We start from the raw sequence: 23,033 nt of genomic DNA, 5'->3' as shown, positions 1-23,033 counted from the left end.
CATCACGAAGCAAGGCGAATCCATATAACCAGGATTTGCAGACATGTATCGCCTGCGCCCGGCGAGCGCCAATTTCACCAGGACGCATGACAAAACAAGCTGAAAAAGTTAATGCAAAGCCAAAACAAAAGGCACAAAGCAAAAAACCTGTTCACTTGCGTGAACAGGTTTTTATATCTTGGCAGGGGAAGAAGGATTCGAACCTTCGCATGCCGGAATCAAAATCCGGTGCCTTAACCAACTTGGCGACTCCCCTACGATGAATCGAATTGTACAACGACTTTTCGCTATGAATTTCGAAGTTCGACAAAATTGTGCAATCGCACATAATTTCTAGCAAAGACCGGTTGCCCGGCCTCGAACGCTCGCAGGCTGCAGAGTCTATCAGCGCTGCGGCCTTTCACTTGCCACATGGCCGCACCCGGATGGCATGGCCGCCTATGCGCTGTACGGTCACACCAAATAGCACTGCGTCTTTCAAAAATCCCTTGCGCCCTGTCGCCACGCGAGTTGGCCTTCACGCACTCTGGCATTCGCTTTGACTCGTTTCCAGGCCCGCAAAGCCACCGGCCTTGGCTATAGGTGATCTATAGGCGATCAAGCTCTGGCGGCATGAGACATGGGTTAGGCTGTGGGCTGCTCCATTCCCAATCTCATCCAAGCGCACGCAAAGCCTTCAACGCTGCATCGCATTTTTCTCTGCTGTTCATGTCCGATTCCTTGTCCTCACCCTCTTCGCTGCCTGTGCTGTATTCCTTTCGCCGCTGTCCCTATGCGATTCGTGCCCGTTTGGCGCTGGCGCATTCGGCCATGGCCTGCGAGTTGCGTGAGATCAATCTGAGAAACAAGCCCCAGGCACTGCTGGATGCATCGGCCAAGGGCACGGTGCCGGTGCTGGTCAGTGCAGATGGAGCCGTGATCGATCAAAGCCTGGACATCATGCTGCATGCGCTTGCCGCCAACGATCCCGACGGCTGGCTCTCGCCCACGCAAGGCGAACTGAGCGAAATGCTGTCGCTGATAGAGCGCAATGACGGTTTTTTCAAGAAAGCGCTGGATCGCTGCAAATACCCCGAGCGCCACAGCGCCGAGGAAGTCAATCAGGCCCAGGCCGATGCACTGATCTGGCTCAGCGAGCTCAACGACCAGCTCGAGCAGACCGGTTACCTGTTTGGTCTGAACCCCAGCCTGGCCGACATGGCTTTGCGCCCTTTTGTGCGCCAGTACGCCCGCATCGACCAGGCGCAGTGGGACGAGCAGCCCTGGCCGCATCTGCAGGATTGGCTGCAACGCTGGATAGACTCCGCCTTGTTTGCCGAAGTGATGGAAACCTATCCCGGCTGGACTCCCGGCACCACCGGTCCCACGTTTGCGAACAAAGGTGTTCAAGCCAGTACTTGATCGAAATGCATAGCTGAAAGCGACCACTGGACCTGCATCTCAGATGTCTTTCATTGAGAATATTCCCGTGACTTGTGAATTGAATACTTAGAAAAGCAATCCCAGTCAATTGCACAGCGCGCTCCACTTGCTGAGTGCTCTTGGTTGTAAATGCTGCCGTCTGCTACAAGACCGCAAGCTTCCGTGCTTATGGACTTCCGCATGTGCTCCATAAAAGGCATCGCCTTCCAGATTTTTTTTGCAATCCATGGCGATTGCATCCATGGCTTGACATTGAGCAAGCCCACCCTTGTCAATGCTTTTTTGCGAGAACCTTCCCGCTCTCTGTAACTCAGCATGAAATGCACCCACTCTGTAATCTGCACGGAATGTTATTCACTCAGCTGAACCTGTTCAGCTGAGTGAACACCAGCCCTCCTCGACGAATACTCTGGCTCTGAAAGATGAGTGAATCGCCGAAAACGAACTCCATGAGATGAGCCATGTTTATGCAGACTCATGCAACATGATTTTCTGCAATTCCGGGCTACCCCTATTGAAAAAATATCCTACAAAAGTTAGTATTTGACACAAAATATTTGCTACCTATATACGAATTTGTTTTCGAGTTGATGCTTTAAGACAAAGCAATTTGTATAGATAAATGAGACATTGCGGCATCCGATGAAGTTAGAAAAAAGCTCGCGGCAACTCGGTTTCACCTTGGTTGAGCTACTTACTGTCATCTCCATCATCGCCATCGCTGCTTCCCTGGCTGCCCCCAGCATGGCTTCCCTTATTCGCTCCAATCGCACAGCGGGCGAAATCACCTCCTTGTCTGCAGCCATTCGGACAGCCAAAAGTGAGGCCATCAAACGCGGCAGTGCGGTTCAGCTTTGCGCATCGACTAACGGCACTAGCTGCTCGGGCAGCAATGCTTGGGAGACAGGCTGGATTGTCTTTGATGACAAAAACGGAAACCAGACTATGGACAGTGGCGAAACCGTCATTGCCAAGGAGCAGGCCGTGAGAGCAGGCGACACACTCGCAGCATCCAGTAACGTCAGCAGCATCAATATCAATGGCGAAGGTTTTGCCTACAAGTTGCCGGCAGCAGGTCAGATCGTTTTCACCCTGAAAACCTCGCCTGTAGACTCCTTTGCTCAGCGCTGTCTGGTGATCAATCAGACGGCCAATCCGGCCATTCGGAAAAAAGGAGAGGCGAACTGTGATTAGAAACATGCGCTGCCGCATGCGTTGCACGTCAAAAAGAAAAGTCGCCGGTTTTTCACTGATCGAGACGCTGGTCTCCATATTGATTATTTCGCTTGGCATCATGGGTACCAGCAGCCTGCTCATTAAAGGAATGAGCAATGCCAAAACCGCCTCTCTTCGCTCTATCGCTGCCATGCAAGCCAGCAGCCTCGCCGCAGCCATGTATGCCAATCGCACCTTTTGGGCTTCGCGTGCGAATGTCATCAGCTTCACATCCAGCGGTACAAACCTGGCAACCAAGAGCAGCAACCTTGACACCAGCCAAACCAGTTGCAGTGCTTGCACGCCGGCTCAGTTGGCCGGGCTGGAGGCAAGTACCTGGGCAGCCAGTTTGGGCAATGCCCTGCCCGATGCAAAAAGCGATGTGTCCTGCCCTGCAGTCGCAGACAATGCCGCGCACAACTGCACCATCAAGATTTCCTGGAGCGAACGCTTTGTCGATTCTGGCAAGAATGCCGCTGCGGCTTCTGCGGCCACCGCAGGTGAGCGCAATTACTTTCTGCACGTAGAGCCATGAACCAGACATCTCTACGCATCAGGCATGGCAAGGCATCGCTTTCACGCGGTTTCACGCTGGTAGAAATGATGATCGCCATGCTCATCAGCATTTTTCTGAGCATGGCACTGGCGGGAATCTATGTCACGCTCAAACGAAACTTTCTGAGTGAGGACAGCCTTGTCAACACGCAGGAGAATCAAAGACTTGCTTTGACAACGCTCACTAACAGCATTCAGAGCGCAGGTTTTTTTGCGAACCCTCTCACTGACAACCTGGCTTCTGTCTTTGGTGCTGATACAAGCTTTACGACTGCCGGGCAAATCATCTATGGCGCCTCGGCGAATGGAAAGTCTTCCCTCAGTGTCCGTTACCAGGCCCAAGCGAACGACGGCATCTTGAACTGCTCGGGTTCAGAAAATGACACTGGAGCCAATGCCATCTTTGTCAACACCTTCTCCATCAATGCCAGTTATGAACTGGTTTGCACGACCAGTACCAATGGAGGCACGCCCGCTACTGTCGTGTTGGCACGCAATATCTCCAAACTCGATTTCTTGTACGGCGTAGACAGCGATTCAGATGGTGTGCTGGACAGCTATTTGGGCGCAACGCAGACAGCGGCCATTGGTTGGAGCAACGTTCGCGCAGTACGTATTGATTTGACCTTGATGGACACCATCAACAACTCGGAAGCGGCTCAGAAAGCCATGCCCAAGGTGGTTACGCAATACGTTAACCTGATGAATACCTATGAAATTCCGAACTAGACCGAGAATGCACCGCCAGCAAGGTGTGGTCATAATTGTTTGCCTATTTGTTTTACTGGCGGTAATGTCACTCGGTATTTTCGGAATGCGCAATGTTACGTTGAGTGAGCGCGCAGCAGGAAATACGCTGGAGAAACAACGCTCATTTCAAGCAGCTGAATCTGGACTGCGCTATGGCGAATGGTGGTTGTCTCTTAACAACCATGGAGAATATATAAACTGTAGTGACACTGTCGATGGAAACACCATTTCACTAATGCGAGTGTGTACCAATGCATTGGCAAATCCGGCTGATAGTTCCTGGACAGGATATACCACCTACACACCAGAAAACATGACCATCAGCAATGGCGGTGGTTTGGCATCCAATGGCGACATTAATTATTTGGCGCAGCCAAAACTCTATATAAGCTATCTTGGAAAAAACCGCAGAGGAGATTTTTTCCAACTCTCTGCTACCGGCTACGGAGGCCAGGAAAGCACGGCTTCAGTGCTGCAAAGCACCTTCACGTTCTCACTGAGTTCGATTGATTTGGGAGATTTGTGATGAGCAAGCCATTCAAAAAAAATTATTTCTATCAAATTTTCGGGATTTGTCTGACAGGCTTAGGCGCAATCATTCCAAGTCACGCCGCCATTTCGGTAAAAGACACCTTAACCGGGGCTGCATCATCATATAACTGGCAATCTTTGGGTGGTGCCTGCTTGACCGCCGGCAATAATACTGGATCAATTCCAGCCTGCACCGGCCTGCCGTATTACGGTAGTACGACTCTTGTGGGCGGGGCTTCCGGGCGCTTGCCAGATGCAGTGGGCCAGGGCGCTTTGCGATTGACCAACGGGGCAACGAACACTGGATCAAATGGCAATAACCAGACGGGCGCGGTTTATGCCAAAGATGTTTTCCCATCCAATGCCGGCGTCAATATCACTTTTAAAACTGTGACATATGGTGGCAATGCCTATCCAAACCATGCCAGTGTTAAATCCGGAGCTGACGGCATTGCTTTCTTTTTGGTCGATGCCGATCAAGTGACTAGTGTAAACAGTAGCACAAAGACAGGTGCTTTTGGCGGAAGTTTGGGCTATAGCTGTGCAAACAACAAAGATGTCAGCACTTCCAATCCTGACGGCAGCGATGGTCTTTATGGTGCATATATAGGTCTAGGCATCGATGAGTTCGGTAATTTCTCCAATTCCGGAGATACCACTAATACCGGACCCGGCCAAGGCTGGAATCGCGTCACTTTGCGCGGCGCTGGGAATATCAACTGGAAATGGCTCAGCGAGAATAAAGCCAGTTATTACCCATCCAGCATATTAAATACCAGAACTTTGCAAAACAATGCCGTAAAGCAGGCATGCCTAAACGGCAAGCTTTATAGGTACACAAAGAGTGGTTCAAACGTTACAAATACCGAAGTAGCCAACACAGGAACAAATTACAGCGGTTTCTATAACTACCCCTATATCATTCACAGCGATATTATGGATGCCAAGCTGAATTCTTCGGATTCAGATAATGCGAGAAAGCAGCGAAAGGCAATTTTTAATCAGCAGGCTATTAATATGCCTTTGCGGGGAGCTGCCACGCCCATTACCTACAATATCAAGATTACGCAAGATGGCCTGCTGAGCTTTGCCTATAGCTATAACGGGGGCGAGAGCATCCAGGTGATGGACAAGCGAGATATCACCGCATCGAACGGACCTCTGCCCAAGAATTTCCGCTTTGGTTTTACTGGCGGTACGGGTGGCGGCAGCAATGTACACGAGATCATGTGTTTCAAGGCTGATCAGATTACCGGCTCCTCATCTTCTGCTGCCGGCAATGTGCCTCCGCTGAGTCGAGTGATGGCAGGTAGTCAGATCTACATTGCCTCCTATCGCACCCAAAATTGGTGGGGCCAACTGACAGCACAAGGCCTGGTCGAAGATACCGACACCGGCATTGTCACCATCAATCCAATCGCCAATTGGGACGCGAGTTGCAAACTCACCGGAGGTAGTTGCGACTCCACCGGCAAGACCGTGACGGCCCAGACCACGCGCAACCTCTTTACCTGGAATGCAGGAGGCAAGTCTCTGACCTGGAGCAATCTGAGTGCCACTCAACAAACTGCACTGGGCACCACAACGACATTGGGCCAGACAGCATTGGCTTGGCTCACCGGTACGCGCACCAATGAGCGCAAGAGCGATGGCACTGGCAGTTTGCGTGCGCGAGACAGCTTGCTGGGCGATATCGTCGGCTCCAATCCCACTTGGGTAGGTGGACCTAATTCGCCTTATGCCGGAACCTGGACGGATCTGCGTCATGGAGGAACGATGCCGGAAGCCAGCAAAAGCTACGACAGCTTTGCCAGCACCCAAAAGACCCGCACGAATGCCGTCTACGTGGGAGCAAATGATGGCTTTCTGCATGCTTTCCGCAGCGGCAAGAGCAAGACCGACGGAACACTGGACATGACGAACAACGACGGACAGGAGTTGTTTGCTTACATGCCCGACCAAGTACTGCGCACCATCAACAACACTTCTAACGACAACCTGGCGCTGCCCAGTACGTCTTACGGCCATAACGCCTTTGTGGATGCTCCTCCAGGCACAGGTGATTTGTACTATGGGGGCGCCTGGCGCACCTGGCTGGTGGGCGGTCTGGGCCTGGGGGGAAATATTGGTGGTGTGGTTGCAGACGACACCAGTGTTTCCAAGGGCGCGATCTATGCACTGGACATTACGAACCCCGACAGTTTCGGAGCAGGCAATGTTCTCGGCGAATGGAATTCAGACAATTTGATCTGTTCCAACAACACCACATGCAAGGACAGCCTGGGCAGCACCGTCGGTACACCGTTGGTGCGACGACTGCATGACGGCAACTGGGCTGTGATCTTTCCCAACGGACAGAACAGCAAAACTGGCGAGGCCGGCATCTACATCATGACGGTCGCCCAGAGCGATGGCTCACGCACATTCCGCTACATCAAGGCTGCCGGCCCCCAGATGTCAGGCACCACTTTTGTCAAGCGCAACGGAATCAGCCAAGTGACAGCGGCTGACCTGGATAACGACCACATCACTGATTATGTGTATGGCGGCGACATGCTGGGCAATATCTGGCGCTTTGACCTGAGCAGCAAGACAGCGTCAGACTGGGCCGCGGGCGCAAATCCGGTCTTCAAGGCAGACCAGCCGATAACAACGGCTATTGCCGTCAGTTCGACAACCAAGAACGAAATCTATCGCGTAATCCTGAACTTCGGCACGGGTCGCCTTTTCCCGAGAACGCTGGACGATATTGGGGGTTCGGCCACCGGCGATCATTATTTGCACGGCATCTGGGATTCGGATATGGATGCCTGGAACGCCAAAAGCACCTTCGCCTACAAGTCATTGACGCTCAGCGGTACCGCGACGACGGTGACAACCAGCGAGTTGCTGACGCGTACCATCACCGAATCCACCTATATCGATGACACATTGGGCGTCAATGGTGTGCGAACGGTGTCGCAGGAAAAACTGTGCTGGAAGGGCTCTACTTCCTGCACTCCCAGCAACAAGCGCGGCTGGCGTATGAAGTTGCCCAGCAGGAATGAACAAATCTTCTACAACCCGGTGCTTCAGGATGGCTTGGTCCTGTTCAACACCACGGTTCCCGAAGTCTCCGAACTGCTCAGCTGCGATACCCAAGCGGCAGCAGGGTTCACCATGGCCCTTCCTCCAGACACAGGCGTGCCGGAAATTAGCTATTTCAAGAACAGCGAATGGTCCGGCGGGGTGATTGCCGGCTATGGCGCCAGTGGCGTGGGCTCCATCATCACCGTGCGCTCTGGCTCACGCACCTTTGGAACCACGCAAACCACCTCGGGAAAACCCAAGACCTTCGAGTTAAACCCCAGTGCCAACGCCAACTTCAAGCGCGTCACCTGGATCAAGCGCCGTTGAGAAGATGAAGATAATGACTTGTAGCAACCGCCAGCGTGGTTTTACGCTGGTCGAGTTAATGATTACGGTGGCAGTTGTCGGCATTCTGGCTGCGATTGCTTATCCCTCGTATCAAGACTACGTGCGCAAATCTCGTCGCGTGGATGCAAAAAATACCTTGCTGGATCTGGCCAGCCGTCAGGAGCGCTTCTTCAGCGTAAACAACAAGTATTCGCTGGCAGCTGCTGACCTGGGCTACAGCGCACTGCCTTACGACGTACCTTCGTCGGGAAACAGTTCCTACTACCAGTTGTCAATAGCCAGCACCGATAGCGGCAAGACCTGGACCGCAACCGCCACACCAACCGGTGCGCAGGCAAAGGATGTCTGCAGCAGCTACACACTCAGCGACAAGGGAACCAGGGCCAACGGCGGCACGGGCGCCAATCGCACAGATTGCTGGTGAGCTTCTTGCTGGAGATTACAGCGTCGTGACTAAGCGGATGCGCAGTTCATGAGGCTGGCGCCGAGAGTTGGAAAACTTTTGCATAAGCACTCCTACCCGCACAGCCCCGAGCCCCATATCTGCGAAAAACCAAGACACCCCGCTCGCTTGCGTGACCGGGGTGTCTTTTTTACTGACGGCCACCTGCTCGATTAAGCGAGTCTCAGGGACAAAGCAAGCCGCGCATGGATTGCACGGTATCGCGCAGAAAGCTCCAGGTGGCGGCAATGCGCGGAATCTGGCGCGACTCCACGGGCATGCTCATCCAGAAAGTGCGGGTAAAGCAGGCCTGCTCCGGCAGCACGCGGCTCAGAACAGGGTCTTTGTCGGCCAGAAATGCCGGCAGCACGGCCAAGCCAGCCCCGGCTCTGACGGCCTCGTATTGGGCGGTAATGCTGGTGCTGCGCAGAGCAAAACGCTCGGGCTGGTGCAAAGTGTCCAGCAGCTGCAGCTCGCGGGTAAACAACATATCGTCCACGTAGTGCACAAAGCTGTGGTGGCGCAGATCTTCGGTCCTGGCCACCAGGGGCTTGCGCGCCAGATATTCGCGCTGGCCGTATAGATAAAGCCGGTAGTCGGCCAGCTTGGTAACCACCACCGAGCCGCGCTTGGGTCGCTCCAGCGAGATGACGATGTCGGCCTCGCGCCGCGACAGATGCAGCATGCGCGGCAGCGCCAGCAAATCGATGCTGAGCATGGGATAGCGCTGAGTCAGGCGCGCCAGCTCCGAGGCCAACAACTGCGTGCCAAAGCCTTCGGTAGCCCCCACCCGCACCAGTCCGGCCGGGCCTTCGCTGTGCGAGGCCAGCGCCAGCGGGCCGCGCTCCAGCCCATCGACCGCGCTTTGCATGCTGTCGGCCACGGTCAACAGCTGGCGACCGGCTTCCGTCAGCCGCCATTGCCCGCCGGTGCGCTCAAACAGCACCGCACCCAGCTGTTTTTCCAGCGCCTGAATGCGGCGCGACACCGTGGAGTGTTCCACGCCCAGGCGGCGCGCGGCTGCGGCCATGCTGCCGTTGCGGGCCAGCTCGCCGAAAAAACGCAGGTGGTCCCAGTCCATGAGCCAGGCTTACTCGACGACTGCTTTGGCCGCTTTGACCAGCTTGCCGGCCCGGGTGCCAGACGCCTTGCCCGTCAAGGACTTCACGGCCTTGACTGCTGCCGTGCGCTTGCCCTCTGCGCTGCGCTCGGCCACGGCACTGGGGGCGCGAGCGAACTCGTCGTTTTCATGGATCAGCAGCGCAATCAGCTCCATGAACTGGGCACGCTTGTCATCGGGTAGCGGCTCCAGCATGCGGCGCTGGGCGCGTAGCACGGCAGGCTCGGCCTGCTGCAGCAACTCGCGGCCCTCGTCCGTCAGCGTCAGCTGGCGCACCCGCCTGTCCGTGGGGCTGGGATTGCGCAGCATCAGGCCACGCGCTTCCAGCCGGTCGATCACGCTGCCAATGGTGGAAGTGTCAAAACCGATGTTGCGCGCCAGCGTGCGCTGATCCACGCCCGGCTGACGCAGCACGGCCGACATGGCCGCGTATTGCACCGGCGTGACGCCAAAGGCCTCGACCTCCTCCATGAAGACAGCCACGGCGATCTGCTGCAGCCGGCGTATGTGATAGCCGGGATAGTTTTCCAGTTCTGCGGGTTGGTATTGCATGTCTTGTTCTGTGTGGCTGCGGTGCGCAGGGGAATGTTCTCATGAATTCGGGCCGATTCAGACCGCGCATTCGACCACCGGGTTTACCCCAGAAACTTTTGAGATAAATCAAAACTACACTGATCGTCAGTACACTGTTTATTTATCTTCCGCGACCACTAGCCACCCGGCTTTTGGCGATGACGCAGACCTAGACGGGCCTGGTTTGCATCAGCACCGAGTGGAAAGCGACACCAGAAAGAAGCGAAACCATGACGACTCCTTGCTCATCAACTCTTCCCGTCCTGGTGGCCGGCGGCGGCATTGGCGGCGTGGCGGCGGCACTGTCGCTGGCCCGTCTGGGCTATGCCGTGAAGGTGCTGGAGCAGTCGCCCGAGCTGGGCGAAATCGGCGCCGGCATTCAGCTGGGCCCCAATGCTTTTGCCGCCTTCGATGCGCTGGGCATTGGCGAGCTGGCCCGCAGCCGCGCCGTCTATACCGACGAGATGGTCATGCATGACGCCCTGGACGAGCGCCTGGTGGGACGCATTCCCACCGACGCGGGCTTTCGCCAGCGCTTTGGCAATCCCTATGCAGTGATTCACCGCGCCGATATTCACCGCTCGCTGCTGGAAGGCGCGCAGGCCCACGGCAATATCGAAACCCTGACCGCCACCCGTATAACCCGGGTGGAGCAAAACGGCGACACCGTGACCGTCTACGACCAGCATGGTGTGGCCCACGTCGGCCAGGCACTGATTGGCGCCGACGGCGTCAAATCGGTGGTGCGCCAGCAGCATGTGGGCGATGCCGCCCGTGTCTCCGGTCATGTGGTGTACCGCGCCGTGGTCGAGAAAGCCGACTTTCCTCAGGATCTGCGCTGGAATGCCGCCAGCATCTGGGTAGGCCCCAACTACCATCTGGTGCACTACCCGCTGCGCGGCGGCGAGCAATACAACGTGGTCGTCACCTTTCACAGCCGCGAGGCCGAGGAATGGGGCGTGCGCGAAGGCAGCCGCGAGGAAGTGCAAAGCTATTTCCAGGATTGCTGCCCGCGCGCTCGCCAGCTGATCGACTTGCCCAAGAGCTGGAAGCGCTGGGCCACGGCCGACCGCGAACCCATAGGCCAATGGACTTTCGGCCGCACCACCTTGCTGGGCGATGCCGCCCACCCCACGCTGCAATACATAGCCCAGGGTGCCTGCATGGCGCTCGAAGACGCCGTCACGCTGGGCCAGGCCCTCAAGCACTGCCAGCACGACTGGCCTGCAACGCTACAACTTTATGAGCGCTCGCGCATTGCCCGTACGGCACGTGTGGTGCTTTCGGCGCGAGAAATGGGCCGCATCTTCCACGCCAAGGGAGTGGAGCGCCTAGTGCGCAACGACTTGTGGAAAGGCCGTCAGCCCGGGCGTTTTTATGACGCCATGGAATGGCTGTACGGCTGGACGGCTGAAACCTGCCTGGCCAAAGACTGAGTCAACCCAAAAAAGCAAGCGCCATGCTCCATACAGAAACAACACCTCCCTCCCCCGTCAAGCTATCGGCCGTGGCCGGCCCCGGCCAGCCCGAACCCACACCCGCACTCGAGCAGCTGTACCGCGGCTTCGAGCAGGAAATGCTGGTGCCGCTGTGGACGGAAATTGGCGGCCTGATGCCCGCCCACCCCAAAAGCCAGGCCTTGCCCCATTTGTGGCGCTGGGACCATCTGCTCAAGCTGGCCGACGAGGCCGGCCGCATCGTACCCGTGGGCCGTGGCGGCGAGCGCCGCGCCATTGCCCTGGCCAACCCGGCACTGGGCGGGCGCCCGTTTGCCACCCCCACGCTCTGGGCCGCCATCCAGTACCTGATGCCCGGCGAAGATGCGCCCGAACACCGCCACAGCCAACATGCTTTTCGCTTTGTGGTGGAAGGCGAAGGCGTGTGGACCGTGGTCAACGGCGACTCGGTGCGCATGTCGCGCGGTGACTTTCTGCCCCAGGGCGGCTGGAACTGGCATGCCCACCACAACGCCGCCGACAAGCCCATGGCCTGGATTGACGGCCTGGACATTCCGTTTGCCTACTACACAGAGTCCCAGTTCTTCGAGCACGGCCGCCTGCATCTGGATGCGCATGAGCGCATCCAGCCCCGGTTCTCGCGCTCGGAACGCCTGTGGGCTCACCCCGGCCTGCGCCCGGTAGCGCATCCGGAGCCCACCGCCGCCACGCCTCTGCTGGCCTATCGCTGGGTGGACACGGACCGCGCCCTGAGCGAGCAGCTGGCGCTGGAAGCCGAAGGCTATGCCGCCACCGTAAGCCCCGGCCACGCCGCCGTGCGCTACACCAACCCGACCAACGGCCGCGATGTGCTGCCCACGATTCGCTGCGAAATGCACCGCATCCAAAGCGGTGCGGCGACCCAGCCCAGGCGTGAGGTGGGCTCGGCCGTGTTCCAGGTCTTTGACGGCCAGGGCCAGGTCACCGTGGGCGACAAGCAATGGCAGGTGCGCCGCGGCGACATGTTTGTCGTGCCCTCCTGGCAGCCCTTCACCGCCCGCTGCGATGCCGATCAGCCCCAGCTCGATCTGTTCCGCTTTGCCGACACCCCTATTTTTGAAGCTGTTAACGCATATAGGACGGAGACCCCCTGAGTCGCTGCGCGCCTTCCCCCTGAAGGGGGACGACAGCCTCGCTGCGAGGCGGCTCTTGCTTGCTGTCTCACACCAAGTACGCGCCGGTTTCAAGCATTTTTTACCGATCACCAACCAGGAATTTCTCCCATGACCCAAGCCAACTATCTCTGGACTCCCGCTCCGGTTCAATCCCTGCCCGTGCAAGGCAGCGAGCAACGCCTGCCCATCAACCGCCTGTTCTTTGTGGGCCGCAACTACCACGCCCATGCGGTGGAAATGGGTCGCCCCGTGGACAAGAGCGTGGAGCGCCCTTTCTACTTCACCAAGGCCCCGCAGACGCTGACTGAATCCGGCGCCACCGTGGCCTACCCGCCCGAAACCCAGAACTATCACTTCGAGATGGAGCTGGTGGTGGCCATAGGCAAAGCCGGCTTTCGCATTGCGGCAAGCGAAGCCCATGAATACATCTACGGCTATGCCTGCGGCCTGGATATGACGCGCCGCGATCTGCAACTGGTGGCGCGCGACAAGGGCCGGCCCTGGGATCTGGGCAAGGATGTGGAGCAATCGTCCGTGGCCACAGCCGTGGTGCCCATGCCCGGACAGGTGATCGAGTCCGGCGCCATCGAGCTGTCCGTCAACGGCGTAGTCAAGCAGCAGTCCGATGTGAACAAGCTGATCTGGAACATCCGCGAAATCATTGCCGATTTGTCGCTGTTCTATCACCTGCAACCCGGCGACCTGATCTATACCGGCACGCCCGAAGGCGTGGGCGCCGTTCTGCCCGGCGACCGGATCACGGGCCGCGTGGAAGGCGTGGGCGAGATCGCCCTGACCGTGGGCCAGCCCGAGTAAGACGCCAGCATGCAGCTTTATAGTTTTTTTCGCAGCGGCACCTCGCACCGGCTGCGCATTGCGCTCAACCTCAAGGGTTTGAGTCCCGACTACATTCCCGTCGATCTGCGCGTGGACGAGCAGGCCGAGGCGCCCTTCAAGGCCGTCAACCCGCAAGGCCTGGTACCGGCGCTCACACTGGACGACGGCCAGACCCTGATCCAGTCGCCGGCCATCATCGAGTGGCTGGAAGAGCAGTACCCGACTCCCGCCCTGCTACCCGAAGGTTCCCAGGCACGCGCCCAGGTACGTGCCCTGGCGGCCATCGTGGGCTGCGACATCCACCCCATCAACAACCGCCGCATTCTGCAGACGCTGCGCCAGCAGTTTGGTGCCGACGAAGCCGCCGTCAATGCCTGGTGCGCCACCTGGATCAGCGCCGGTTTTGATGCCATCGAGGCCTTGCTGGCCCAGGACGGCAAGCGCGGCAGCTTCTGCTTTGGCCATGCGCCCACGCTGGCCGATGTCTATCTGATTCCCCAGGTGGAAAGCGCCCGCCGCTTTGGCGTCGACATGGGCCGCTGGCCGCTGATCAGCGCCGTGGATGCGGCCTGCAATGCCCTGCCCGCGTTTGCCAAGGCCGCACCGCTGGCCCAGCCGGATGCCGGGGGATAGAGAGAGAGAGAGAGAGAGACAGAAGCAAGGCAACCGCCCCCACAGGCCTTGCCCGGTGGCTTGCCTCAGCGCAAGCCGCTCTTTGGTTATCTGCAGGAACAGCAAAAATTTTCAACCAGGAGACAAACTGTGAAAAATGACCAAAACAACATCCCAGCCCACACCCATATTGCGCATACAGCTATCAAATTGAATAGGCGCAGTCTGGTGGCGGGCGCGGCCTTGCTAGCTCTGGCGGGTGGCGCTGAGGCGCAGAGCACAGCCGCCAGTTACCCCAGCCGCCCGGTGACCGTGGTCACCGCTTTTGCCGTGGGCAGCGGGCCTGACGCCGTGCTGCGCATCGTGGGCGAGAAGCTGGCCACACGCTGGAAGCAAGGTGTGACCGTGGACAACCGCCCCGGCGGCGGCGGCTTTGTGGCGATTGAATATGCACGCCGCGCCAAGCCAGACGGCTACACGCTGCTGCAACTGGACAGCGAACATATCTCGGCCCTGCCCTATCTGTACAAGAACAGGAACTTCAACACGCTGGATCACTTCGACCCCGTGGCCCCCTTGTTTTTGACACCTTTCTTTGTGGCCGTGCCCACCGCCTCGCCCTGGAAAAACATGGCGGATCTGATCAAGGCCGCCAAGGCCGATGCCGGCAAGGTCAGCTACGGCTCCTGGGGCGTGGGCAGCCCCGGCCATCTGGGCGGCGAATGGCTGGACTACCTGACCGGCAGCAAGATGACCCACGTGCCTTACCGCGAGGTCAGCCAGCTGTTCACCTCGGTGGCCAACGGCGATCCGGCCTGGAGTTTTGCCAGCCTGCCCTCCAGCCAGGGCATCTACAAAAGCGGCAAGATCCGCTACCTGGCCGTGGCCGCGCCCAAGCGCATTGCGCAAATGCCCGAGGTGCCCACCGTGGCCGAAGCCGGCGGCCCGGCCGAGCTGGATGTGAACTCCTTTGTCTCCCTGCTCTCGCCCAAGGGCGTGGATGCCGGCGTGCGCGAGAAGATTCGCGCCGATGTGGTGGCCGTGCTGCAAGACCCCCAGGTCAAGGAAAAATTCGCCACCTTTGCCTTCCAGCCCATGGGCTTCACGGTGGCCGAGATGCAGCAGTTCGCCAAGAAAAAGTCAGAGCAATACAAGCTTCTGATTGAAAAAGCGCATATCAGCCTGGATTGACAGGCGTTTCCCGCTATTGGGTCAATAGCAAATCCGGTCAACGCCGCATGAACGGCAGCTGTCGCTAGCTGCTGGCCCTGACCACCAGCTCATAGCCCAGATCCCTGCGCAGCACGGCGGGCGCCTTGCCGTCCAGCAGCTGCAGCAACAGCCGGGCACTTTCATCGCCTATCCGCGCACGCGGGCTGCGGATGGTGGTCAGGGGTGGAATCATCTGGTCGCTGCCGGGCAAGTCGTTGAAGCCGGCAATGGCCAGCTTGCCGGGCACATCCAGGCCCAGGCGCAAGGCCTGCAGCAAAGCGCCCTGGGCAATGTCGTCATTGCAGAAAAAGATGGCATCTACCGTGGGGTCCTGCGCCAGCGTGGCCTGGAGCAACTGGGCGCCCATGGCCATGGACGTGGGCTGCGGCCACATGATTTCCAGCTCGCTCGCATAGAGGCCGGCGCGCTGAAGGGTTTGCCGCCAGCCGCTGGCCCGCTGCATCACCCGCGCATCGAGCTGGCCCGCGCAAAAAGCAATGCGTCTATAGCCTCTGTCCAGTAGGTGCGCAGTCATGGCGGCCCCGGCCTGCTGCTGCGAAAAACCCACGCTAGCCACCTCGGCGGCGTCACTGAGTTCCATCATGTGCACGCAGGGCACGCGGCTTTGCTCCAGCAGCGTCTGTGCCTGCGGGCTTTGCTCAAAGCCCGTCACCAGCAGACCGGCCGGGCGCAGCGGCAGATAGGACTGCAGCAGCTGCAACTCCTGCTCGCGGTCGTAGTGGGTCACACCGATCATGGCCTGATAGCCCGCCGCAAACAGCACGGCATGGGCCGCCTCGATCAGCTCCACAAACAAGGTGTTGGAGAGCATGGGCACCAGCATCAGGATCTGGTTGCTTTTCTGGGAGGCCAGGGCACGCGCGGCCGGGTCGGGCACATAGCCCATCTCCTGCGCCGCCTCGCGTATGGACTGCAGCAGCTGCGGATCGACCCGGGCTCCGCCGCGCAGCGCTCTCGATACCGTCATGGCGCTGACTCCGATATGCGCCGCCACATCCTGCAAGGTGACGCGGCCGCTGGCACGCGGGGAACGGGCGCGTGGTGCGGGCGCCTGGTCAGAGCTATCGGAGCGGGCAGGTTTATCGGGGCGGCGAGCAGACAAAGCAGAGTCCTCTGAAAGTTTGCGGGCCATGTTAGCGCTAATGGGCAGCACTCCCGGCAGTTGCCGCAGCTCCGACGCCGCATTTGCAGCCGCTTGCTACACGCTTAGGGCCTCATTCTTGTATGACTTACCAATCAAGAACTCGCCAAAACCCCGGTTACAGCCAACCGACATCTAGCCCATACAAGCGCCAAATCTCTTGATCCAAAGCAGAGATTTGCTTTGCATGATTACAATGTTAGCGCTAACACTTATATATGATGAATAACAGCAAATCTTTGGGAAGTCCGCAGCGGCGTGCGTTCTTCATGAAATCCCTGCCCATCATCCCCGTGGCGGCTGTCGCAGCCGCTGGCGGGGCCGCCACCCTGGTTGCCAGTCAGCCCAATCACCTGCCGCCCGTTCCCGGCACGCCCGTCAACACGGCTTTGGCAGAGGCTGCCACCTACCAGCCCAGCTACTTCAGCGCCGAGGAATACCGTTTTCTCCAGGCCGCAGTGGCCCGGCTGATTCCCCAGGACGAATTGGGCCCTGGCGCCCTGGAAGCCGGCGTGCCCGAGTTCATCGATCGCCAGATGAACACCCCCTGGGCGGCCGGTGCCAACTGGTATATGCAAGGCCCGTTCCAGCCTTCGGCTCCCAAGGAGATGGGCTACCAGCTCAAGCTCAATGCGCGCGAGATCTACCGCCTGGGCATTGCTGCGGCCAACGCCTGGTGCAGCCAGGACATGGGCAAGCCCTTTGCCGACCTGCCTGCAGATGCGCAGGACAAGGCGCTGACGGCCATGCAAAACGGCATAGACGGCTTTGACAGCCTGCCTTCGGCCACCTTTTTCTCCATGCTCTGGGGCAATACCCGCGAAGGCTTTTTCAGCGACCCCATTCACGGCGGCAACAAGGACATGGTGGGCTGGAAGCTCATAGGCTTTCCCGGCGCACGCGCCGACTTCATGGACTGGATAGAGCGGGACGAGAAATATCCGCTGCCGCCAGTTTCGATCAAGGGCCTGCGGGGATAAGAGATGGCAAAGACATTAGCGAAAAAAGACGTGGTGGTGGTGGGCTTCGGCTGGACCGGCGCCATCCTCTCCAAGGAATTGACCGAAGCCGGTCTCAACGTGGTGGCGCTGGAGCGCGGCCCCATGCAGGACACCGACCCCGATGGCGTGTATCCGCAGACCATGGACGAGCTGACCTACAACTCGCGCCGCAAGCTGTTTGTGGACATCTCCAAAGAAACCGTCACCATCCGCCATAGCAGCCAGGATGTGGCCTTGCCCAATCGCCAGCTCGGCGCTTTTCTGCCGGGCAACGGCGTGGGCGGTGCGGGCCTGCACTGGTCGGGCGTGCACTTTCGTGTGGACCCCATGGAGCTGCGCATGCGCAGCCACTATGAAGAGCGTTACGGCAAGAAGTTCATTCCCGAAGGCATGACAATTCAGGACTTCGGCGTCAGCTACGACGAGCTGGAGCCGCATTTCGACTTTGCCGAGAAAGTGTTCGGCACCTCGGGCTCGGCCTGGACGGTGAACGGCAAGCGCATGGCCAAGGGCGGCAACGCTTTTGCACCTGATCGCTCCAGCGACTTCCCCCTGCCTGCGCAAAAGAACTCGGTGTCGGCCTCGCTGTTCGGCCAGGCCGCCGAATCTCTAGGCTACCACCCCTACAACATGCCTTCGGCCAATACCTCGGGGCCCTATACCAACCCCTATGGCGCGCAGATGGGGCCGTGCAACTTCTGCGGTTTCTGCAGCGGCTATGCCTGCTATATGTATTCCAAGGCCTCGCCCAATGTGAACATCCTGCCCGCGCTACGCCTGGATCCCCGCTTCGAGCTGCGTGCACAATGCCAGGTGACGCGCGTGAACAAGTCGGCCGACGGCAAATCGGTCACCGGCGTGACCTATATCGACTCCATGGGCCAGGAAGTCTTCCAGCCCGCCGACATCGTGGCGCTGTGCATGTTCCAGTTCAACAATGTGCGCATGCTGCTGCTGTCGGAAATCGGCAAGCCCTACGACCCCGACAGCAATACCGGCGTAGTGGGCAAGAACTTTGCCTTCCAGAACATGGCCACCATCAAGGTGTTCTTCGACAAGAACAGCCACACCACCAACCCCTTCATGGGCGCCGGCGGCAACGGCATTGCCATCGATGACTTCAATGCCGGCAACTTCGACCACGGAGCTGCAGGCTTTGTGGGCGGCTCGCCTTTCTGGCTCAACCAGGGCGGCACCAAGCCGATTTCGGCATCGGTCACACCGCCCGGCACGCCCAGCTGGGGCAGCGCGTGGAAAAAATCCACTGCCGAACACTACACCCATCACGTATCGATGGACGCCCATGGCGCCCACCAAAGCTATCGCAGCAATTACCTGAGCCTGGACCCCATCTACAAGGACGCCTACGGCAACCCGCTGCTGCGCATGACGCTGGACTGGCAGCCCAACGACATCAAGATGAATATGTTCATGGCCGACAAGATGAGCGGCATTGCCAAGGCCATGGGTGGCCATGCCATAGGCATCTATGGCAAAAAGCCCGGCTCGCGCTTTGACACCACCAGCTATCAGACCACGCACCTGAACGGCGGCGCCATCATGGGCACGGACCCAAAGACCAGTGCCGTGAACCGCTATCTGCAGAACTGGGATGCACACAATCTGTTTGTGCTGGGCGCATCGGCCTTTCCCCAGGGCCTGGGCTACAACCCAACCGGTTTGGTAGCGGCGCTGGCCTACTGGTCGGCCAAGGCGATTCGCACGCAATACCTCAAGCAGCCCGGCGCGCTGCTCAAGGCTTGAGGAGGATGAAGATGCTAAACCAGCCATTCTCCTCGCGCAAAGCCCGCTTCGTTCAAGGCACGGCGCTTGCCGCCGTGCTCGCGACCGGCAGCATTCTGGGCCTGAGCGCCTGGGGACAAAAACAAGCTCAGGCGAGCAGCCATGCTGCGCCAGCAGCTACAACTTCCGCAGCAGCAGCCACAGCAGCCAAGAGCAATCTGGTGCCGCCACATGGACAGGAAGGCCCGCAGCCCATGGTGACCGTGGCGCCCCATCTGCCGACCCAGCCGATTGCAGGCGCCACCTCCGGCGATGCCTTGATACGCGGCGAATACCTAGCGCGCATGGGCGACTGCGTGGCCTGCCACACAACCCCCGGCGGCAAGCCGTTTGCCGGTGGTCTGGCCATGGCCTCGCCGATTGGCACCATGTACTCCAGCAACATCACGCCCGACGCCAAAACCGGTATCGGCAGCTACAGCTTTGCCGATTTCGACCAGGCTGTGCGCCACGGCTATGCCAAGGACAAGGGCAGCCTCTACCCGGCCATGCCTTATCCCTCCTACGCCCGGGTGACCGAGCAGGACATGCAGGACATGTATGCCTACTTCATGAAGGGCGTGCAGCCGGTGGAAAGTCAGACCCGGGAAAACGACATCCCCTGGCCGCTGTCCATGCGCTGGCCTTTGAGCATCTGGCGCGCCCTGTTTGCGCCCGATGCCGCCCAGGTGCAGCAAAGCGCGGCGGCCGTGGCCCCCACGGTCGATGCCAAGCTGCGCGGCGCCTATCTGGTCGAAGGCCTGGGCCACTGCGGCTCCTGCCACACGCCCCGCTCCGTCACCATGGCCGAAAAAGCCCTGACCGCTGGCGAAGACCTGTACCTGGCGGGCGGCAATGCGCCCATTGACGGCTGGATTGCCAAAAGCCTGCGCGACGACAAGGACGGCCTGGGCCGCTGGAGCGAGGAAGATATCGTCGCCCTGCTCAAAACCGGGCGCAACGACCACAGCGCCGTCTTCGGCGGCATGGCCGAGGTGATTGAGCACAGCACGCAGTACCTGAGCGACAGCGACCTCAAAGCCATGGCCGTGTACCTGAAAAGCCTGCCCGCAGGCCGCTCTGGCGGCGACGGCGGCCAGTTCGCCGCCAGCGACGACACGGCCAATGCGCTGTGGAAGGGTGATGTCAGCCGTGTTGGCGCCGCCCTGTACCTGGACAACTGCGCCGCCTGCCACCGCAGCGACGGCAAGGGCTATGCCCAGGTGTTCCCCGCCCTGGCTGGCAATACGGCCGTGCTGACCGGCGACCCGAGCAATCTGGTAGCCATCGTGCTGCAAGGCCACAAGCTCCCGGCCACCCGCACCCGGCCCTCCACCTTCACCATGCCCGCTTTTGGCTGGCGCCTGAGCGACCAGCAGGTGGCCGATGTGAGCAGCTTTGTACGCGCAGGCTGGGGCAACCAGGCAGGCCAGGTCTCGGCCTCCCAGGTCAGCAAGGTACGCGCTGCGCAAGAAAAAGCGGCAAAGCACTGAGGCGCGCCCAAGCCGCGCCGCTAGCCTAGGGCTGCCTTTACGGCAGCCCTTTTTCATGCAGCGGCCACAAGACCTTTGCCTGCGCGACAGCGCTGGCAGAGAGAGTGACAACTCGTGCACATTTGCACACCCTATGTGCAGCATTTGCTATTGCCTGCGCAAATGCGCACACATACCATGGAGCACAAATCAACCACGCGCAACGATTTCCCATCGGCGCAATCCAGGAGACACGGCATGAACGCACCTACATCCGCCAAGGTATTGGCACCCACGGTCAAGTTGCTGATCAACGGGCAACTGGTCGAATCCAAAACCACGCAATGGCGCGATGTGGTCAACCCTGCGACTCAGGAAGTGCTGGCCCGCGTGCCTTTTGCCACGCCCGAGGAAGTCAACGCTGCCGTGGCCAACGCCCAGCAGGCTTTCAAGACCTGGAAGAAAACCCCCATAGGCGCACGTGCCCGTATCTTCCTGAAGTTGCAGCAGCTGATCCGCGAGAACATGAAGGAGCTGGCGGCACTGCTGACGGCCGAACAGGGCAAGACCCTGCCCGATGCCGAAGGCGATGTGTTCCGCGGCCTGGAAGTGGTGGAGCATGCGGCCAATATCGGCACGCTACAGCTGGGCGAGCTGGCCAACAACGTGGCCAACGGCGTCGATACCTATTCCATCATGCAGCCCCTGGGCGTGTGCGCAGGCATTACGCCGTTCAACTTCCCGGCCATGATTCCGCTGTGGATGTTCCCCATGGCGATTGCCACGGGCAACACCTTTGTCTTGAAGCCCTCCGAGCAAGACCCCATGGTCACCATGCGCCTGTGCGAGCTGGCGCTTGAAGCCGGCGTGCCGCCCGGCGTGCTCAACGTGATTCATGGCGGCGAAGACGTGGTCAACGCCATCTGCGACCACCCCGATATCAAGGCCATCAGCTTTGTGGGCTCCACCAAGGTCGGCACCCATGTGTACAACCGCGCCTCGCTGGCCGGCAAGCGCGTGCAATGCATGATGGGCGCCAAAAACCACGCCATCGTGCTGCCCGATGCCAACAAGGAGCAGACGCTGAACGCCATTGCCGGCGCCGCCTTCGGTGCTGCGGGCCAGCGCTGCATGGCGCTGTCGGTGGTGGTGCTGGTGGGTGAAGCACAAAAATGGATTCCCGATCTGGTGGCCAAGGCCAAGACGCTCAAGGTCTCTGGCGGCACCGAAGCCGGCACCGATGTGGGCCCTGTGGTCTCCTGCGCCGCCCTGTCGCGTGTGGAAGGCCTGATCGAGCGCGGCGTGGCCGACGGCGCGGTGCTGGAACTCGACGGCCGCAAGCCCCAGGTGGCCGGCTACGAGAAAGGCAACTTTGTGGCGCCCACCATTTTCAGCGGCGTCAAGCCTGGCATGAGCATTTACGAGCACGAAGTCTTCGGCCCCGTGCTGGCTGTGGCCAGCGCCGATACGCTGGATGACGCCATCGAGCTCATCAATGCCAACCCCAACGGCAACGGCACGGCCATCTTCACCCAAAGCGGTGCGGCAGCGCGCAAGTTCCAGGAAGACATCGACGTGGGCCAGGTCGGCATCAACGTGCCAATTCCCGTGCCCGTGCCCCTGTTCTCCTTTACCGGCAGCCGCGCGTCCAAGCTGGGCGATCTGGGCCCCTACGGCAAGCAGGTCGTGCTGTTCTACACCCAGACCAAGACGATTACCGCACGCTGGTTTGACGATTCCACCACCAGCCATGGCGTTAACACCACCATCAGCTTGAAGTAAGACCAGGCCTCATGAAGCAGCGCAGCGCAAACCCGCCAGACCTACGGCAGGGCTTGTGCTGCGCGACTTCTGGCACCCCCATCTGCGGCGATGATGGGAGCATGATTTCTGCCTTTCATCATTTCACATCAAAACGGGCTGCAGCCTTTAATACAAGAGCGCTGACAGCTATGGTTTTGACTGCTTTCCTCAGCCCACTATCCCATGCCCAGGCCGGGGCCGACTGCGTCAGCGGCGGCACGGTGGCCCAGACCAATGCCTGCGCCATCAAGCGCTTTCAGCAAGCCGACACCGACAACCAGATTCTGTATGGCGATGTGATGCGCGCACTCTCGGCCCATGAGCGGCCGGCTCTGCGCAAGGAGCAAAACGAGTGGACGCGCGACCGCAATCTGCTGTGCAAAAAATCGCAGGCCGCCTTTGAAGCCCAGGCCGACTGGCCGCGCCGCTTTCACGAGTGCCTAGCCCAGCAGATCCAGGCCCGCGACGGCGTGCTCAAGCAGTGGCTGCACCAGGGGCCACCGCAATGACTATGAA

Annotated in this window: 20 protein-coding genes and 1 tRNA gene; 17 read left to right on the top strand and 4 right to left on the bottom strand. The window is 59.4% G+C overall.

Going from position 1 to position 23,033, the window contains the following annotated elements; genetic code table 11:
* Positions 1 to 179: 179 nt before the first annotated feature.
* Positions 180 to 256: transfer RNA gene (locus ACNAZA_RS04210), tRNA-Gln, on the bottom strand.
* A gap of 452 nt (positions 257 to 708) precedes the next feature.
* Here ACNAZA_RS04210 and ACNAZA_RS04205 point away from each other — a divergent pair.
* From ACNAZA_RS04205 to ACNAZA_RS04175, 7 genes are all read left to right on the top strand, one after another.
* Positions 709 to 1,401, top strand: a complete 693-nt coding sequence (locus ACNAZA_RS04205; RefSeq protein WP_415795182.1) for a glutathione S-transferase — start codon at positions 709 to 711, stop codon at positions 1,399 to 1,401.
* A gap of 663 nt (positions 1,402 to 2,064) precedes the next feature.
* Positions 2,065 to 2,616: a GspH/FimT family pseudopilin gene (locus ACNAZA_RS04200; RefSeq protein WP_415795181.1), complete on the top strand. Its 552-nt coding sequence runs from the start codon at positions 2,065 to 2,067 to the stop codon at positions 2,614 to 2,616.
* Positions 2,609 to 3,172, top strand: a complete 564-nt coding sequence (gene pilV / locus ACNAZA_RS04195; protein ID WP_415795180.1) for a type IV pilus modification protein PilV — start codon at positions 2,609 to 2,611, stop codon at positions 3,170 to 3,172. Before ACNAZA_RS04200 ends, pilV begins: the two co-directional genes overlap by 8 nt.
* Positions 3,169 to 3,921 (top strand): PilW family protein, encoded by a 753-nt coding sequence (locus ACNAZA_RS04190; RefSeq protein ID WP_415795179.1) that lies wholly within the window; start codon positions 3,169 to 3,171, stop codon positions 3,919 to 3,921. The genes pilV and ACNAZA_RS04190 overlap by 4 nt, the downstream gene beginning before the upstream one ends.
* Before the next feature lie 7 nt (positions 3,922 to 3,928).
* On the top strand, positions 3,929 to 4,468 hold the full coding sequence (locus ACNAZA_RS04185) for a pilus assembly PilX family protein (protein ID WP_415795178.1): 540 nt from the start codon (positions 3,929 to 3,931) through the stop codon (positions 4,466 to 4,468).
* Positions 4,468 to 7,869 (top strand): PilC/PilY family type IV pilus protein, encoded by a 3,402-nt coding sequence (locus ACNAZA_RS04180; RefSeq protein ID WP_415795177.1) that lies wholly within the window; start codon positions 4,468 to 4,470, stop codon positions 7,867 to 7,869. The genes ACNAZA_RS04185 and ACNAZA_RS04180 overlap by 1 nt, the downstream gene beginning before the upstream one ends.
* Positions 7,870 to 7,882: 13 nt before the next feature.
* The gene (locus tag ACNAZA_RS04175) at positions 7,883 to 8,314 is read left to right on the top strand and encodes a type IV pilin protein (RefSeq protein WP_415795176.1); all 432 of its coding nucleotides are present in this window, start codon (positions 7,883 to 7,885) and stop codon (positions 8,312 to 8,314) included.
* Between the two features lie 202 nt (positions 8,315 to 8,516).
* On the opposite strand, the gene ACNAZA_RS04170 is transcribed toward ACNAZA_RS04175, so the two are convergent.
* Complete coding sequence (locus ACNAZA_RS04170) at positions 8,517 to 9,413, bottom strand: LysR family transcriptional regulator (protein WP_415795175.1); 897 nt, start codon at positions 9,411 to 9,413, stop codon at positions 8,517 to 8,519.
* 9 nt (positions 9,414 to 9,422) lie between these two features.
* On the bottom strand, positions 9,423 to 10,004 hold the full coding sequence (locus tag ACNAZA_RS04165; RefSeq protein ID WP_415795174.1) for a MarR family winged helix-turn-helix transcriptional regulator: 582 nt from the start codon (positions 10,002 to 10,004) through the stop codon (positions 9,423 to 9,425).
* Positions 10,005 to 10,255: 251 nt separating this feature from the next.
* Here ACNAZA_RS04165 and ACNAZA_RS04160 point away from each other — a divergent pair, with 251 nt between their 5' ends.
* From ACNAZA_RS04160 to ACNAZA_RS04140, 5 genes are all read left to right on the top strand, one after another.
* Complete coding sequence (locus ACNAZA_RS04160; RefSeq protein WP_415795173.1) at positions 10,256 to 11,461, top strand: 3-hydroxybenzoate 6-monooxygenase; 1,206 nt, start codon at positions 10,256 to 10,258, stop codon at positions 11,459 to 11,461.
* A gap of 23 nt (positions 11,462 to 11,484) precedes the next feature.
* Positions 11,485 to 12,615 (top strand): cupin domain-containing protein, encoded by a 1,131-nt coding sequence (locus ACNAZA_RS04155; protein ID WP_415795172.1) that lies wholly within the window; start codon positions 11,485 to 11,487, stop codon positions 12,613 to 12,615.
* 129 nt (positions 12,616 to 12,744) lie between these two features.
* Positions 12,745 to 13,452 carry a fumarylacetoacetate hydrolase family protein gene (locus ACNAZA_RS04150; protein ID WP_415795170.1) on the top strand — a complete coding sequence of 236 codons (708 nt, stop codon included), beginning with the start codon at positions 12,745 to 12,747 and terminating at the stop codon, positions 13,450 to 13,452.
* A 9-nt stretch (positions 13,453 to 13,461) separates the two neighbouring features.
* Positions 13,462 to 14,106, top strand: coding sequence for a maleylacetoacetate isomerase (gene maiA / locus ACNAZA_RS04145; protein WP_415795169.1), 645 nt, complete (start codon positions 13,462 to 13,464; stop codon positions 14,104 to 14,106).
* Positions 14,107 to 14,289: 183 nt separating this feature from the next.
* Complete coding sequence (locus ACNAZA_RS04140; RefSeq protein WP_415795352.1) at positions 14,290 to 15,276, top strand: Bug family tripartite tricarboxylate transporter substrate binding protein; 987 nt, start codon at positions 14,290 to 14,292, stop codon at positions 15,274 to 15,276.
* 64 nt (positions 15,277 to 15,340) lie between these two features.
* On the opposite strand, the gene gntR is transcribed toward ACNAZA_RS04140, so the two are convergent.
* Positions 15,341 to 16,420 (bottom strand): HTH-type transcriptional regulator GntR, encoded by a 1,080-nt coding sequence (gene gntR, locus ACNAZA_RS04135; RefSeq protein ID WP_415795167.1) that lies wholly within the window; start codon positions 16,418 to 16,420, stop codon positions 15,341 to 15,343.
* 308 nt (positions 16,421 to 16,728) lie between these two features.
* Between gntR and ACNAZA_RS04130 the strand changes: the two genes are divergently transcribed.
* The 5 genes from ACNAZA_RS04130 (at position 16,729) to ACNAZA_RS04110 (ending at position 23,026) form a co-directional block, all read left to right on the top strand.
* The gene (locus ACNAZA_RS04130; RefSeq protein ID WP_415795166.1) at positions 16,729 to 17,439 is read left to right on the top strand and encodes a gluconate 2-dehydrogenase subunit 3 family protein; all 711 of its coding nucleotides are present in this window, start codon (positions 16,729 to 16,731) and stop codon (positions 17,437 to 17,439) included.
* Between the two features lie 3 nt (positions 17,440 to 17,442).
* Positions 17,443 to 19,224, top strand: a complete 1,782-nt coding sequence (locus ACNAZA_RS04125; RefSeq protein WP_415795165.1) for a GMC family oxidoreductase — start codon at positions 17,443 to 17,445, stop codon at positions 19,222 to 19,224.
* Positions 19,225 to 19,229: 5 nt separating this feature from the next.
* Entirely contained in the window at positions 19,230 to 20,735 is a 1,506-nt protein-coding gene (locus ACNAZA_RS04120; protein ID WP_415795164.1) for a c-type cytochrome, read from the top strand.
* 237 nt (positions 20,736 to 20,972) lie between these two features.
* Positions 20,973 to 22,496: a CoA-acylating methylmalonate-semialdehyde dehydrogenase gene (locus ACNAZA_RS04115; RefSeq protein ID WP_415795163.1), complete on the top strand. Its 1,524-nt coding sequence runs from the start codon at positions 20,973 to 20,975 to the stop codon at positions 22,494 to 22,496.
* Positions 22,497 to 22,666: 170 nt separating this feature from the next.
* Positions 22,667 to 23,026: a lysozyme inhibitor LprI family protein gene (locus tag ACNAZA_RS04110; RefSeq protein ID WP_415795162.1), complete on the top strand. Its 360-nt coding sequence runs from the start codon at positions 22,667 to 22,669 to the stop codon at positions 23,024 to 23,026.
* The last annotated feature ends 7 nt before the right edge of the window (positions 23,027 to 23,033 follow it).

Origin of the sequence: Comamonas aquatilis, assembly GCF_965139575.1 — a bacterium.
Lineage (GTDB): Bacteria > Pseudomonadota > Gammaproteobacteria > Burkholderiales > Burkholderiaceae_C > Comamonas > Comamonas aquatilis.
Note: the sequence above shows the minus strand (reverse complement) of the source record. Positions and strands in the feature narration are given on the sequence as shown.